The sequence below is a fragment of the Terrilactibacillus tamarindi genome, from assembly GCF_009718825.1.
Classification (GTDB): domain Bacteria; phylum Bacillota; class Bacilli; order Bacillales; family Sporolactobacillaceae; genus Terrilactibacillus; species Terrilactibacillus tamarindi.
Map to the genome: position 1 here is coordinate 1 of NZ_WNHB01000020.1, position 13,970 is coordinate 13,970.

Annotated in this window: 16 protein-coding genes and 1 pseudogene; 1 reads left to right on the forward strand and 16 read right to left on the reverse strand. The window is 37.3% G+C overall.

The window, feature by feature from the left end:
- Positions 1-554: 554 nt before the first annotated feature.
- A complete protein-coding gene (locus GMB86_RS11980) occupies positions 555-1,313 on the forward strand; it encodes a polysaccharide deacetylase family protein (protein WP_155220274.1) in 759 nt (252 codons plus the stop codon).
- Positions 1,314-1,356: 43 nt separating this feature from the next.
- Here the strand turns inward: GMB86_RS11980 and gerD are convergent, their stop codons facing one another.
- From gerD to GMB86_RS12060, 16 genes and pseudogenes are all read right to left on the reverse strand, one after another.
- Positions 1,357-1,929: a spore germination lipoprotein GerD gene (gene gerD / locus GMB86_RS11985; protein ID WP_155220276.1), complete on the reverse strand. Its 573-nt coding sequence runs from the start codon at positions 1,927-1,929 to the stop codon at positions 1,357-1,359.
- A 159-nt stretch (positions 1,930-2,088) separates the two neighbouring features.
- Positions 2,089-3,138: an Mrp/NBP35 family ATP-binding protein gene (locus GMB86_RS11990; RefSeq protein WP_155220396.1), complete on the reverse strand. Its 1,050-nt coding sequence runs from the start codon at positions 3,136-3,138 to the stop codon at positions 2,089-2,091.
- 145 nt (positions 3,139-3,283) lie between these two features.
- Positions 3,284-3,994 carry an N-acetylmuramoyl-L-alanine amidase CwlD gene (cwlD, locus tag GMB86_RS11995; RefSeq protein ID WP_155220278.1) on the reverse strand — a complete coding sequence of 237 codons (711 nt, stop codon included), beginning with the start codon at positions 3,992-3,994 and terminating at the stop codon, positions 3,284-3,286.
- Positions 3,995-4,080: 86 nt separating this feature from the next.
- Positions 4,081-4,518 (reverse strand): DUF2521 family protein, encoded by a 438-nt coding sequence (locus GMB86_RS12000; protein ID WP_196220217.1) that lies wholly within the window; start codon positions 4,516-4,518, stop codon positions 4,081-4,083.
- Between the two features lie 154 nt (positions 4,519-4,672).
- Positions 4,673-5,509 carry a cytochrome c oxidase assembly protein gene (locus GMB86_RS12005; protein ID WP_155220282.1) on the reverse strand — a complete coding sequence of 279 codons (837 nt, stop codon included), beginning with the start codon at positions 5,507-5,509 and terminating at the stop codon, positions 4,673-4,675.
- On the reverse strand, positions 5,502-6,014 hold the full coding sequence (locus GMB86_RS12010) for a DUF2243 domain-containing protein (RefSeq protein ID WP_155220284.1): 513 nt from the start codon (positions 6,012-6,014) through the stop codon (positions 5,502-5,504). The genes GMB86_RS12005 and GMB86_RS12010 overlap by 8 nt, the downstream gene beginning before the upstream one ends.
- Before the next feature lie 284 nt (positions 6,015-6,298).
- A complete protein-coding gene (locus GMB86_RS12015; protein WP_155220286.1) occupies positions 6,299-6,763 on the reverse strand; it encodes a GNAT family N-acetyltransferase in 465 nt (154 codons plus the stop codon).
- 69 nt (positions 6,764-6,832) lie between these two features.
- A pseudogene (locus GMB86_RS12020) lies at positions 6,833-7,882 on the reverse strand (IS1595 family transposase).
- Positions 7,883-8,018: 136 nt separating this feature from the next.
- Positions 8,019-8,411, reverse strand: coding sequence for a 30S ribosomal protein S9 (gene rpsI / locus GMB86_RS12025; RefSeq protein ID WP_155220288.1), 393 nt, complete (start codon positions 8,409-8,411; stop codon positions 8,019-8,021).
- A gap of 20 nt (positions 8,412-8,431) precedes the next feature.
- A complete protein-coding gene (rplM, locus tag GMB86_RS12030) occupies positions 8,432-8,869 on the reverse strand; it encodes a 50S ribosomal protein L13 (protein ID WP_155220290.1) in 438 nt (145 codons plus the stop codon).
- A 157-nt stretch (positions 8,870-9,026) separates the two neighbouring features.
- Positions 9,027-9,767, reverse strand: a complete 741-nt coding sequence (truA, locus tag GMB86_RS12035; protein WP_155220292.1) for a tRNA pseudouridine(38-40) synthase TruA — start codon at positions 9,765-9,767, stop codon at positions 9,027-9,029.
- 3 nt (positions 9,768-9,770) lie between these two features.
- The gene (locus tag GMB86_RS12040; RefSeq protein ID WP_155220294.1) at positions 9,771-10,574 is read right to left on the reverse strand and encodes an energy-coupling factor transporter transmembrane component T family protein; all 804 of its coding nucleotides are present in this window, start codon (positions 10,572-10,574) and stop codon (positions 9,771-9,773) included.
- A gap of 4 nt (positions 10,575-10,578) precedes the next feature.
- The gene (locus GMB86_RS12045; protein WP_155220296.1) at positions 10,579-11,448 is read right to left on the reverse strand and encodes an energy-coupling factor ABC transporter ATP-binding protein; all 870 of its coding nucleotides are present in this window, start codon (positions 11,446-11,448) and stop codon (positions 10,579-10,581) included.
- On the reverse strand, positions 11,424-12,275 hold the full coding sequence (locus GMB86_RS12050; protein WP_329602907.1) for an energy-coupling factor ABC transporter ATP-binding protein: 852 nt from the start codon (positions 12,273-12,275) through the stop codon (positions 11,424-11,426). The genes GMB86_RS12045 and GMB86_RS12050 overlap by 25 nt, the downstream gene beginning before the upstream one ends.
- Positions 12,276-12,588: 313 nt before the next feature.
- Complete coding sequence (gene rplQ, locus GMB86_RS12055) at positions 12,589-12,951, reverse strand: 50S ribosomal protein L17 (protein ID WP_155220300.1); 363 nt, start codon at positions 12,949-12,951, stop codon at positions 12,589-12,591.
- 67 nt (positions 12,952-13,018) lie between these two features.
- Positions 13,019-13,963, reverse strand: coding sequence for a DNA-directed RNA polymerase subunit alpha (locus GMB86_RS12060; RefSeq protein WP_155220302.1), 945 nt, complete (start codon positions 13,961-13,963; stop codon positions 13,019-13,021).
- Between the last annotated feature and the right edge of the window lie 7 nt (positions 13,964-13,970).

A 13,970-nucleotide genomic window follows, 5' to 3' on the forward strand; every position in this document is an offset into this window, starting at 1 on the left:
GCCAGGATCAAACTCTCCGAAGTACAGGATGTACAACTCCGGCGTTAGCCGAAGTACTTAGCCTGTTAGTTCATTTATAATGAACAAAAATAATTAAATCGTTTCATTTGATCCATCGCTCTTTTTTCAAAGAAATCAATCGGTATTACCCGTTTGATATTACGCTTGGCTTTTGTTTAGTTTTCAAAGAACAATCGTTTAAATGTTTGCCACTTGTTTAAGCAACTCTGTTATTATATCACTTTTTAACTAGTGATGTCAACAACTTTTTTTCAACATCATATTGAGTATTTAACTCAACAAATACTGCTTTAGTAGTTTATCAAAAAAACCAGTTGAATGTCAACTTTTTTGTGTTGTTCATAACAGCAACTCTAATAGTATATGCTTTTTTATTTAGGTTGTCAATACATAATTTATAAACACTTTAAAAATCCTTTTTAAAGACTACTTATTCATCAACCACATTTAAAACAAAATATCAATGATAGGACATAAAACAGAAAGCTAGGCCATAAAATTGTACAAACGTAAAACAGATGAGGTGTTTAAACATGAGATTTATTTGGGTTATTAATGGAACAAAATTAAGAAATACCATATTCATTCTAATTGCATCTTTCTTTGCAGCACTAGTTGCGTTTATACAAAACCAAGAAATGAGTGTCTTTTCAACAACCGAAGGTCCAAGAGCGTTAACAAGCGTCCATACGGAACAGCCTCATGTTGCTTTAACTTTCGATATTAGCTGGGGGGATGAGCAAATAAAGCCGATATTAGAAATACTTAAACAAAAAAATGTTAAGGCTACATTTTTTGTTTCTGGGGAGTGGGCTGAACGTCACCCTGAAATTATTGAGAAAATAAAAAAAGACGGTCATGAAATTGGATCACATGGCATGAATCATACAGCGTATACCAAATTGGATGACGGTGAAATAAGAAAAGATCTTACTTTAGCAGAATCATCCATCTATAAAGTCAGCAATCGGCGCACAACCTTGATGCGGCCACCTTATGGAAAAATTGATCATGACGTACTGAGTATCGCCTCTACACTCGATCAACAGGTCATTTTGTGGAGCGTTAATCCTCAAGATGATACAAATCCGGGTTATCAAAAAATAGCGGCTTATACCATTAATCATACTGAAAAAGGAGATATCATTCGACTTCACGCTTCTGATTCAGCTAAACAAACCTATCGAGCTCTTCCCTATATTATTGATAATATTCAGAAGAAAGGTCTATCTTTCACAACGCTATCCGACTTAATATCAGACACAAAAGTAAAAACAAAATCACTAAATTAGTAAAAAGGGTACTGAGGATAAAGTTCCCCGTAGCCCCATGTTATTATTGACTTTTTGCTTGTTGTGCTTTCAATTGCGTTTTTACGGCTTTTTCGATAGCTCCAGATAGTTGGGTTGCAAAGAGCGGGCTTGCTAACGTGTCTGCAACTACTTTTTGCATTTGCGACCGGAATTTCTTCGTTTTCATAAGATCTAAGTATTCATTTTGCATGTTTGGATCTTTTAAAATATCCATCATCATACTTTGATAACTTGGATCTTTCATTAATTGCTTCAATAAATCTTCATTCTTACTTTCCATTGTCTTTGCTAATTTCCCAGCAAACTCAGGATTGGAAATAAGAGTTGACCAATATTGTTGACCTTCTTTTGTTTCAAATTGTTGAATAATCGTATCTTTTACGTAGGCGTGATCTAAGACAAGTTCTTTTTTAACATCATTATCTTTAAGTATATCTTTTATCGTTTCTTTACCTTCATCGGTTTTAAGCATATCTATAACCATACGCTTTGTTTCCGGATAATTGGTATTATCAGATTTTGGTTGTGCAGCACAACTACTTAAATTTAGTATAGCGATCAAACAAAAGACAAAGCATATTACTTTCTTATACACCATGACCACCCCTTTCTTATTCCTTAATATGTAACCGAGAATCAAGAAATATTCTTCTAGAGCATTTAATTTTTAAATTGAATTTCGTCATGATTCTATCCTTACTATGCTCATACAAAAAACGTTTGCAGATTCGCAAACGTTTTTTGATATCAATCATTATTTTTTTATATGATGAACAACTTTCTCCGCAATCTCGTCGTATATTCTCCCGATTGGATGGTCATTAAAATATACACTTGGAGCAAAAACAGTGCTATTTTCATCTGGCTGTTGGAGTGGAATATGTCCTAAAAGTTCTGTATTAAGCACGTTGCTTAACTTCTCTCCTCCGCCGCGACCAAATACAAATTCAATTTCACCGGTTTTTTTACTTTGATAATATGCCATATTTTCAATAACACCAATAATTTCATGATTTGTTTTATGTGCCATTTCTCCCGCACGTGCAGCTACAAATGCTGCCGTTGGATGCGGAGTTGTGACGATAATTTCTTTCATATCCGGTAGCAATATGTGTGAGCTTAGGGCAACGTCTCCTGTACCAGGTGGCAAATCGATAATTAGAAAATCAAGCTCTCCCCAGTTCACTTCACTAAAAAAGTTGTTAAACATTTTCCCGAGCCTCGGGCCACGCCAAATAACCGGAGAGTTGTCTTCCACAAAAAATCCCATAGACATGACTTTAATACCAAATCGTTCAACTGGAATAATGTGATTATCGGCGGTCGTTGGTCTTTCTTCGATGCCCATCATGTCAGGAACACTAAAACCATAAATATCGGCATCAAGAATGCCAACCTTATGTCCAAGTCTACCTAGAGCAACTGCAAGATTAACCGATACAGTGGATTTTCCTACGCCACCCTTGCCGCTGGCGATACCAATAAAGACGGTTTTACTTCGTTTTGATAGTAAGGGTGAAACATCGTCTTCCGGTAACCCCCCTAATTTTTCTATTTCCTCTTCACTTAATTGTTCAAATCGAAGACCTACTGATTCAGCCCCCTGCTCTTTTAGCTTCTGAACAATAGCCTGTTGTACCTTCATTTGTTCTTCGGTTTTTATTTTAGCTAATGCGATCTTCAAGCTGACTAGATGCTCTTTAATACTTAATTGCCGTAAAGCACCTGTTTCGACTAAGTTTTTATGTAAATGTGGATCTTTAATTGTTTGAAGTATTGTTATAACCTGTTCTTTTGAAATCATGTCTTTCCCACCTTTGAAAAATTCATCGTCCACAATGATTACCACTTAGTATAACAAACTCAACTAAAAATTCCATTTAAAACAACCTTTTGAATAATATAAAACTTTCCTAATAAAAATAGGAAAGTCGAAGCAACCGATTCGATTATGGTTTTGGTGTTTTTTCATTAGTAAAATAGCGCATCATCCCTTCATAAATGGAAACCGCTACTTTCCTTTGATAATTACTTGTTGAAAGAAGGGCACGTTCTTCAGGATTAGATAAAAAACCAACTTCCACAAGTGCGGCCGGTGGCTTAATTTTCTTTAATATATAAACATGGTTAATGGGTTTAGCATACCGATCCGTATTTTCTAACTGCACTTTAATAGAATCTTGAATGAATTTAGCAAGAGATTCATTTTCTTTTGATTTCGGAAAATAAAAAGTCTGGGCTCCCCGCCATCTTTCAGAAGGAATGGCATTTAGATGGATACTAACAACACAATCAGGATCTGTCTTCTTGATTAATGCCACTCGTCGCATTAAATCCTGTGTCTTCCTCCTGCCGGTAGGATCTTCGTCGGCTAGGTCTTTATCTTCTTCACGTGTCATGACAACGACGGCACCGGATTGCTGTAAGTAATCTTTTAAATGCTCCGCTATACTGAGCGTCACGTTTTTTTCAAGTATACCCCCGCCAGTAGCCCCACCATCGGGTCCCCCATGACCTGCATCAAGAACGATGATACGGCCTGATAAAGGTAAATTCCAATGCTTTCCGGAATTTTGGCTAATCAGTTTATAATTGATAAGGCCAAAGATAAGAGCGGCAACACATATAAGTAATCCAACTTGTAGTTTGCTTATTTTCATTGTTCTCCCCCTGCCTGCCAGGTGGCATAATATAACCTTGTACATTATATGGGACAAGGGGAAAATATATCACGATAAATGTAAATTTAATGAAGACGCATGCGATATCGTTTTAACGCTGTTTCGAATCCTTCTTTCCACCAATAATATAGAAACGATTCACACGCTTTATAAATAGCTTCATTTTTTATATTATCTATATAATACCAAAAAATCCAAAAGTCATATAGATCATCCGTGAGCATTTTAAATGGTTCACGACTTCTCTGAAAAGCATTCGTCATTTCCTCGCCATAATAGCCTAATCGTGAGAAAGATGCACCGAGTAAAAATGATTCAACGGCATAGTCTATACACATGTCTACTACCGTTTGCATATATGATGAAACAGGCTCTAAAAATCCATCAAAGACATCCTTTATAGATTCCTGTATTTTTATTAACGAAACATCCTGCAGATTTTGTCTTTCAAAATCAATTTGCTTATGTCTGTATTTGTCATAAAAATCCATGACTTCTCCCAATATCATTCCCTCCTTTACTTATATCATCTAACAAGTAAAGGGAATCCAAACTAACACTTTTTGCCATGCTTTGTTTTGTGTTCCATTGAAAGGAATGATTTGGTATTCACGAAACATTAGAACTTCATCAACGACTCACGCAGGCAAGGACTTTTTAATGTTTAGAAAATGTTGTTTCAGGAACTTTTTCTACTCTTATTAGAGGTTGAGTGGATTTAAACCATTGTAAGCAAAAGATAAAAATTATAGCCATGTCAATGACATCTCCGCCGTAGTACATGAGCAAACTTCCTAATTCTGCTTGATTTTGCGGCACGCCAACTGGTGTATGTACAAAAATATACTTTGATAATATAGCATGACCAGCTAAAGCCAAAATCAACATAATTCCACGATATAGAAATGAAACGCGGTGAGGAATAGGGTCAATATATAAGATAGATATAGTAAAAAGATAACCAGCCATGAATACATGAATATGTATCAAAAGGTATAATAAAACATGATGGTGCATAAGCGAGAACAGCTCTGTACTATATATGAGCCATAGACCTCCTATATTGAGGATGACGGCTGTTATCGGGTGCGTCAATATCATTAAAGGCCATTTCCTTAACAAAGACGTAAGACGTCGTGCTAATGGAATGCTTAACATGCGTAGTAATAACGTCATTGGTCTAGATAATGCCATAAGTAAAGGCGCTAGCATGCCTAATAATAAGTGGCCGATCATGTGGACTGTAAAATTCATATGGGCATGACTGGCTAGAGGTCCGGCTACAGAAACTATTGCAAGAACGCCAAGAGTCCAAAAGACGATACGGTACTTCGGCCATGGTCTGTAGCGGCGGTTAGAAATAATGACAGCAAAAATATACCAGACAAAAATTATCACAAATGGCAGCGATAAAAGCAATTGAGGGCCTAATCCGATTATATAAAAAAAATCCGTTTCACCATTAAAATGATGACGATCATGCATGTTATTCATGTGACCTCGTTATTCTCCGTTTTTTATGGTTCATTGTAAAAAAAATTAAGCTAAATCCTATTAAAAGCATGATAACAGCGGCGACGTTCCACACTAAGTCATAAACAAACACATTTTCTACATAACGTATTTGATGGATGCGCATGAGTTTATGCTGGATTGTTCCATCATAAAGCTGGAACCCGCCTGCTCCTAGTAAGACTCCTCCCCACCATCTCGCCCGTTGCCATTCGTTTCGCCTCCTGAGATCAGCAAATAAAAAGAGACTTGCTATGGTAGCAAACCAGCTAAAAGCATGAAAAAGGCCATCTGAGATGAGCCCAATAGCGGTCGACGATTTATCATAAAAATGATGCCAATGCAAAAGTTGATGAAATATGGCCTCATCCATAAAGGCCACAAGACCTACCCCAAAAAGAAAACCTGACCATAGATTGCGACTTGAGAAGACTGAATGTTCTTCAGTATTTACATGGTGTTTTGAAGGTTTAATTTTACTATTCATTGATTATTCCTTTCTTTCTTATTAATGACCATTTCCTCCCTATTCCCTTATTAAACAAGTAACATTCAATTTTATAGATTCATTCTTGCCAAAAATTTCTCAAGATATGATATAACTAAAACTTTATTAATCACTCTCTATTAAAATAAAAATTTTTAAAAATAAGGCTCTGTTAAAGTTTAATGTTGATATCTTATAAAAGTAAAACTTCCTAATTTATGGAAGTTCTGCTTTTATAATATTTGCTTGTTAAACTAACGCATCTCGTTAATTCAAGAGAGTTATCAACATTTAAATTCCATCTTTAGAAACTCAAATGTGCTACCATTTGTATCTTGTAAAAAATGTCCTACATCTTTAAATCCAACTTTTCTGTATAATTTTATAGCTCTTTGATTAAAAGTTGCTACTGATAATGTGACTTTTTCAGGTTTATATTCTGTTTGAATAAAGTTAATACCTGCCCTTAAAAATTCTAATCCATTACCTTTTCCAGTTAAATCTGGTCTCATTCCTAAACCAATATCAAAAGTTCCGTCAGCAACCCTACTAATACTAAAAAAAGCAACCAATTCATTTTCTTTTGTTACAGCAAATGTAGAATTTCCTCGTTCTTCTGGATTTAAAAATTCGTCTAAATCCTCTTTATCAGCTTCCATATTATAAAAAGAATATTCACCATCATAATGCCAATTAAATGCAATATCTTCTGCTTGTTCTTGTGTCAAAACACTAAAATTATAAGCCATACAATCCCCCCTAATAATAAATCTTTCTTATTCCACATTACTGCTCTTTAGTTGGACAAGCAGGAATGTTTATATCGTGAATTTAGATAACCTAAGTGTATCATATGTTTCCATATTTTGTATTAAATTCCCCTTAATCATCAAGTCACTAATAGTAATAGGATTCCTTTGATGTTAAATGGATTCTAACACCTGAAACCAAACAAGGTAATTATTTAGATATTTAGTTGCAACTCCATTAAAACGTTGTATCCATCCTTTAAGCCTTCGGTGATAATTGTTAACGTTCTGGATATGATATAGCCCCTTTGTGCGAACCTTACCATCAGACTTGAACTGATAAATATCCATCCCTTTTTCAGCAGCATATGTTTTAAAAGCACGCCAAGAATCGGTGCATAAAACATTTTCATTTGAAAGTTTATGTCCGATAGCCTTGTCTAACTGCTCTTTTGTTAATCGACCCATTCCCAATGTCTGCGAAAAAGTCATCTTTTCACGGTCTCTTGCGACTAAGACACAAACTTGTTCGTTGCTTATGCCCCGTTTCTTAGCGGAACCTCCACGTTTGCGGGGTTTTCTGTCTTTTATCTTTCTTTGTCCTTTTTCTGAGTATAGAAAATAGGTCTCGTCCATTTCAACAATACCTTCAAAATTAGATATTTCCATTTGTTTTAATGATGATAAGAGTTTGTGCCTCCAGTAGAACAATGTAACGTGAGTAACATTACCAACTAATTCAGCAGATTTACGCAGAGAATATCCCTCTATCATACATTCGATGAATTTAATCCATTGATTGAGATGTCGTGTTCGATATAGAGCAGTATTTGTTAGGTCAGTAAATGTCTTTTTACACGCTTTACAGCGATAACGTTGCTTTTCTACTTCATCTCCATCCACAATCGTTGAGTATGTGCCATACCGAACGATATGTTCTGATTCGCAGTCAGGACAATGATAACCGCTCTTATTTTTGCGTTCAGATATTTCTTGCAGAACAGTTCCTGTCGAAGAAGATGCAGTAAGTGTATCAATTAAATACTCTCGTAGTCGGTGCTTTTCTGCTGGATTTAGTTTTTGAATGGCTTTAAGAATATCAGTTGCTCTCACGTTCATCACCACTTTTATATAGTTAAACCCATTATAGAACATAAGTTCCTATAAATCAAATTATCAACAACAGGCTTTAACAGAGCCAAAAATAAAAAAGACCCTCTCCACACAAGTGAAAAGAGTCTTGAAACGCAAGATTTTAACGTTTTGAGAATTGAGGTGCGCGACGAGCGCCTTTGAGTCCGTATTTTTTACGTTCTTTCATACGTGGGTCACGAGTTAAGAAACCAGCACGTTTAAGAGTTGAACGATATTCTGGATCAGCTTCAAGAAGAGCACGTGCAACGCCGTGACGTGCAGCTCCCGCTTGTCCTGTGAATCCGCCGCCTTTTACGTTGATAAGAACATCATAACGACCTTCAGTTTCAGTTGCAACAAGAGGTTGTCTAATGATCATTCTTAATGTTTCAAGGTCAAAATAGTCGTTGATTGATTGTCCGTTAACAACAATGTTACCGTCTCCAGGTACGAGTCTTACGCGAGCAACAGAGTTTTTACGACGACCAGTTCCGTAGTATTGTACTTGTGCCATGGTATTACCTCCTTTTTATATTATCCGCGAAGCTCGTAAGCTTCTGGTTTTTGTGCTGCATGTGGATGTTCGCTACCTTCATAAACATGAAGTTTTTTAGCCATTTGACGTCCTAGGCTGTTGTGTGGAAGCATCCCTTTGATTGTGATTTCAAGCATTTGACGAGCGCGAGTTTCACGCATTTCGCCTGCTGTACGTTCTTTCAATCCACCTGGATGTCCAGTGTGTCTGTAGTATTTTTTGTCAGCCAACTTGTTACCAGTAAGATGAATTTTTTCTGCATTGATAAGAATGACGTGATCACCAGTATCAACGTGTGGTGTAAATGTTGGTTTATGTTTACCGCGCAAGATCGAAGCTACTTCACTTGCAAGACGGCCAAGTGTTTGACCTTCAGCATCAATAACGAGCCATTTACGTTCAACGTTTTGGGCATTTGCCATAAAAGTTGTGCGCATGAGAGTTCCCTCCTTGGGTTATATCTATTTTCAAATGTCAGTTTTCATTTCATAAGTAAAGACCAATATCGTTTCGGGGCTAATAGTGGTCGAATTTCGAAATGCCAAAACATATCTTATAATATTTCAAACAAAAAGTCAAGTGAGCTTAAGAGGATTAATAGGTTACTTTCCACATGGTAAGCCCTTGTGCAGGGGCTGTTTGAGACGCATAGGATCGATCTTTTTTTTCTATGATATCTGCCACGTCTTTTGGTGCAAGTTTGCCTTTTCCCACGTCAAGAAGCGTTCCCACAATAATTCGAACCATTTGGTAAAGAAACCCACTTCCAATAACTTGAATCACCCATTCATGATTTGAATCTTCTATGATCGAAAGCTTGTGGATTGTTCTCACCTTATTTACAACCGGTGTATTGGCTGCACAAAAAGAGGTAAAATCATGTTCACCGAGAAATGCCTTTGCGGCTTCTTCCATTGCCTCTTTGTTCAGAGCCATAGGTATATGACACGTGTAGTTCCGCCTAAAGACATCTTTCTCTGTGTTAACAAGGAGTCGATAACGGTACTCTTTCTTTTTCACGTGATAGCGGGCATGGAAGTCCTCTGTGACCTCTTCCATCTTTCTAATGTAAATGTCATCTGGCAAGAGGCTGTTTAACGCTTTTTTCCAGTTTGCAAGTGGAATAGTGAGGTTCGTCGTATAATGGAACACCTGTTCATGAGCATGAACGCCTGCGTCGGTCCGACCCGAAGCAACGATTTTCACTTCAGACCCTTTATGTATTTTCTTAAGGACCGCTTCAATTTCCCCTTGCACGGTTCTTTTATTCGGTTGTATTTGATAACCAGAAAAGTTAGTCCCATCATATGTCACAGTACATTTCAGCTTAACCATAGATTAGATACCCCTTATTCTCATCAAAATTAAGGCCGTGACAAGGAATATAACAAGAACGAGAACGATTGAATCAGAACTCGACCATTTAAGCTCTCTAAATCTTGTCCGACCAACATCACCCCTGTATCCTCTCGATTCCATAGCCATAGCTAGGTCATCTGCACGTTTGAAGCTACTTACGAACAATGGCACCAGTAGTGGGACAATGGCTTTCATACGCTGCCTTAATGGGCCTGTCGAGAGATCTGAACCTCTTGCTGCCTGAGCCTTCATGATTTTATCCGTTTCCTCCATTAAAGTCGGAATAAACCGAAGGGAAATCGACATCATTAGTGCAAATTCATGTACAGGAACCTTTATTTTTTTCAAAGGTGAAAATAAAACTTCAATCCCGTCGGCAAATGAGATAGGGGGTGTCGTCAAGGTTAATAGTGTTGTTATCATCACAATGATCGTAATACGTAAGGTAATAAATATGGAAAAGACGAGGCCACCCGACGTGATATGAATGACTCCATAATCGATTAAGGGCTTACCCCCATCCATACTCAAAACATTGACAATGAATGTAAATAACAGAATAAAAAATACCGGTTTGAGTCCTCGATAAATAAACCGAAGCGGCAATTTGGATGCTGCGACACTGATGCAGGTGAATAAAAACAACATCCCATAAGTTGTCCATGAATTGGCTATAAAGATAATACAAACAAGAATAAAGACACTAATCAACTTTGAGCGTGGATCTAATCGATGTAGGTAAGAATCGCCCGGGAAATATTGCCCAATAATAAGATTGTTCATCTTATCACCCCTTTCTCACCGTTTTTAGAGCTCGAATAATCTCATCAGCTGTATCTTCTATTGAGAAGACGGGTTTTATGACCTTTAAATCCTGCTTAGCATAAAAAAGTCTTAAAAATTGCATGCTTTGAGGAAGATCGAGCCCTAACTTTTTCAACGCCTCTATCTGTATAAACACATTCTCTGGAGAATCATGCATGGCGACCGTTCCTTTATCCATGACAACCATTTGGTCAGAATAATAGGCTGCATCCTCCATACTATGTGTGACCATAATGGTTGTCCATTGTCTATCTTCATGAAGTTGCTTAAACAACGACATAATGTCTTTTCTCCCTTCGGGATCTAGACCCGCTGTAGGTTCATCTAGAATGACGACTTGGGGCTCTATCGCTAAAACCCCAGCAATCGCCACTCGCCTCATTTGACCGCCGCTTAGATCAAATGGTGAACGGGATAGAATGTCGGTATCTAACCCAACCTGTTTAATGGCCCACCTAGCCCTTCTCTTGGCCTCTGCCTCCGATATACCAAAATTAATCGGACCAAAGCAAATATCTTTCAAAACGGTCTCTTCAAAAAGTTGATGTTCTGGATATTGAAAAACCATGCCTACCTGTTTTCGTAATTCCTTTAAGTTAGACACTTTCTTTCTAGAATCAATGGATATGGAGCCTATCTGTATTGATCCCGATGAAGGCTTTAATAAACCATTAATATGTTGAACTAACGTCGACTTACCCGAACCGGTTTCTCCTACAATAGAGGTAAAGGACTGTGATGAGATTTGAAGATTAATATCCTTTAACGCTATTCTTTCAAAAGGTGTTTTTGGATGATAAAGGTGGGTTAATTGGTTGAATATAATGTCCATAGCTCGTTCACCAACTCTTCTTCAAATAAAGCATTGTCTGATATCTCTAAACCTTTTTCCTTCAAACAGCGTCTTAATTTTATCGTAAAAGGTAAATCTAGACCAACTTTTTCAAAATCATTGGTCGATTGAAAAAGATCTCTTGGTTTCCCTTCTTTAATCACTTTACCATCATTCATTACAATCATTCGATCAGCGTGAATGACTTCTTCTAAATCATGTGTAATAGAAATAACTGTTATATTATTCTCTTTATTTAAATGTCGCATAAGCTTCATAACAGACTTTCGTCCTTCTGGATCGAGCATCGATGTAGCTTCATCTAAAATAATAATCGAAGGCTCTAATGCAATGATGCCGGCAATCGCTACACGCTGTTTTTGTCCTCCAGATAATTGATGGGGCTCTCTATCAACATAATCAAACATTCGAACTTGTTTTAAAGATGTTTCTAATCTTTTTAACATCTCTTGGCGCTCAATACCGCTATTTTCCATACCAAAAGCCACATCATCTTTGACCGTTGCGCCAACAAATTGATTATCTGGATTTTGAAAAACCATGCCTACCGTTCGGCGAATGTCCCAAAGTTTCTCTTTGTCTGTCGTATCCCAGTGAAGAACCGATATGGTCCCTTTTTCAGGCATAATCAAACCCTTTAAACATTTAGCGAGCGTTGATTTACCTGAGCCGTTGTGACCCGTTATCGCAAGCCACTCACCTTGGTAAACGGTTAAGTTAATATCTTCTAATATCCAATTAGTTTCTTTCTCATATCGATAATAAACATTTGAAACGTCTATGATTGGGTTCTCCTTCTGTTTCACAGCTATATCCTCCAAAATCTACCCATTGAACTTCATTTTAACATGAATTACGATTACCGCCTATTTCAACGAATAAAAATGCGTTAAAGTTTAAGAATAGATGATTATAGAGAAGATAAAATGAAGCTTTATCAGTGGGGATTTTCTTCATCCACCGCTGATTGTAAGCCTAAAACAATTGGGCTCATAGAGGCAGTAGGAATGGTCGTTTACACACGTTGCCTTGAGGTAGTGGTCAATACTCGCCGTTAATGCGGGATAAAAAAAACAGGAATAAAGTTCTAAAGAACTCATTCCTGTAACGTATCAATAATTAAACTAATTCGATGATTGCCATTTCGGCGCCATCACCGCGACGAGGTCCTAATTTAAGAACTCGTGTGTAACCACCTTGACGTTCTTCATAGCGTTTTGCAATATCATCAAATAATTTTTGAACAGCCTTTTGACCAGACTCTTCATCAGCCACTTCATTACGTACAAAACTAGCTGCTTGACGTCTAGCGTGAATGTCACCACGCTTACCTAGAGTGATGAGTTTCTCAACGAAAGAACGGAGCTCTTTCGCTTTTGAATGCGTTGTTGTGATTCTTTCATTGATGATTAGATCTGTAGCAAGATCACGGAACAAGGCTTTACGGGCACTTGAATCACGACCTAATTTTGCGTATGCCATAGCCACATACCCTCCTTTATCATTATTTCATTTTCTTTTTTGCGCAAAAAAGAAAGAATGTTTGCTGTTATACTTCTTCTCTAAGACCTAAGCCTAGATCTTCGAGTTTCTCTTGAACTTCTTCGAGAGATTTCCGTCCAAGATTTCTGACTTTCATCATATCTTCTTCTGATTTCTGAGCCAGTTCCTGTACAGTATTAATACCGGCACGTTTCAAACAGTTGTATGAACGTACAGATAAATCGAGCTCTTCAATTGTCATTTCAAGCACTTTTTCTTTTTGATCTTCTTCTTTTTCAATCATAATTTCTGCATTTTGTGCTTGATCGGTTAATCCCACAAAGATATTAAGATGTTCCGACAAAATTTTAGCTCCTAGTGAAACGGCTTCTTCTGGTCTAATGCTTCCGTCTGTCCAAACATCTAAAGTTAATTTATCGAAGTTTGCAACTTGACCAACACGGGTTTTTTCAACTTGGTAGTTAACACGTGAGACAGGTGTATAGATTGAATCAATTGGAATGACACCAATTGGTAACTCATCTGTATTGTTACCATCAGCTGGAACATAACCACGTCCACGCTTGGCTACCATTCTCAAATGAAAATGAGCACCTGATTCTAAAGTCGCAATTTCTAACTCAGGGTTTAAAATTTCGACATCACTATCATGGATAATATCGGCAGCCGTAACTTTACCTTCACGCTGCACATCAATTTCGAGTGTTTTATCCTCTTCTGCATAAAGCTTTAATGCTAGCTTTTTGAGATTAAGAATGATAGTTGTTACATCTTCTACAACACCTTCAATTGTTGAAAACTCATGAAGTACAGTGTCGAATTGTACTGTCGTAACTGCAGCACCTGGGAGGGAAGATAGTAAAATTCGGCGCAGCGAATTTCCTAATGTTGTACCATACCCACGTTCAAGCGGTTCAACGACAAACTTGCCATACGTTGCATCATCTGCAATTTCGACTGCTTCGATTTTCGGCTTTTCGATTTCAATCATCCAACAA

Bases quoted from the DNA above. Each gene is read 5' to 3' on its own strand.
- GMB86_RS12040 (WP_155220294.1), bottom strand. From the start codon at position 10,574: ATGAACAATCTTATTATTGGGCAATATTTCCCGGGCGATTCTTACCTA.
- GMB86_RS12060 (WP_155220302.1), bottom strand. From the start codon at position 13,963: ATGATTGAAATCGAAAAGCCGAAAATCGAAGCAGTCGAAATTGCAGAT.
- truA (WP_155220292.1), bottom strand. From the start codon at position 9,767: ATGGTTAAGCTGAAATGTACTGTGACATATGATGGGACTAACTTTTCT.
- rplM (WP_155220290.1), bottom strand. From the start codon at position 8,869: ATGCGCACAACTTTTATGGCAAATGCCCAAAACGTTGAACGTAAATGG.
- GMB86_RS12010 (WP_155220284.1), bottom strand. From the start codon at position 6,014: ATGAATAGTAAAATTAAACCTTCAAAACACCATGTAAATACTGAAGAA.
- GMB86_RS12045 (WP_155220296.1), bottom strand. From the start codon at position 11,448: ATGGACATTATATTCAACCAATTAACCCACCTTTATCATCCAAAAACA.
- GMB86_RS12015 (WP_155220286.1), bottom strand. From the start codon at position 6,763: ATGGCTTATAATTTTAGTGTTTTGACACAAGAACAAGCAGAAGATATT.
- GMB86_RS11990 (WP_155220396.1), bottom strand. From the start codon at position 3,138: ATGATTTCAAAAGAACAGGTTATAACAATACTTCAAACAATTAAAGAT.
- GMB86_RS11980 (WP_155220274.1), top strand. From the start codon at position 555: ATGAGATTTATTTGGGTTATTAATGGAACAAAATTAAGAAATACCATA.
- rpsI (WP_155220288.1), bottom strand. From the start codon at position 8,411: ATGGCACAAGTACAATACTACGGAACTGGTCGTCGTAAAAACTCTGTT.
- GMB86_RS12005 (WP_155220282.1), bottom strand. From the start codon at position 5,509: ATGAATAACATGCATGATCGTCATCATTTTAATGGTGAAACGGATTTT.
- rplQ (WP_155220300.1), bottom strand. From the start codon at position 12,951: ATGGCATACGCAAAATTAGGTCGTGATTCAAGTGCCCGTAAAGCCTTG.
- cwlD (WP_155220278.1), bottom strand. From the start codon at position 3,994: ATGAAAATAAGCAAACTACAAGTTGGATTACTTATATGTGTTGCCGCT.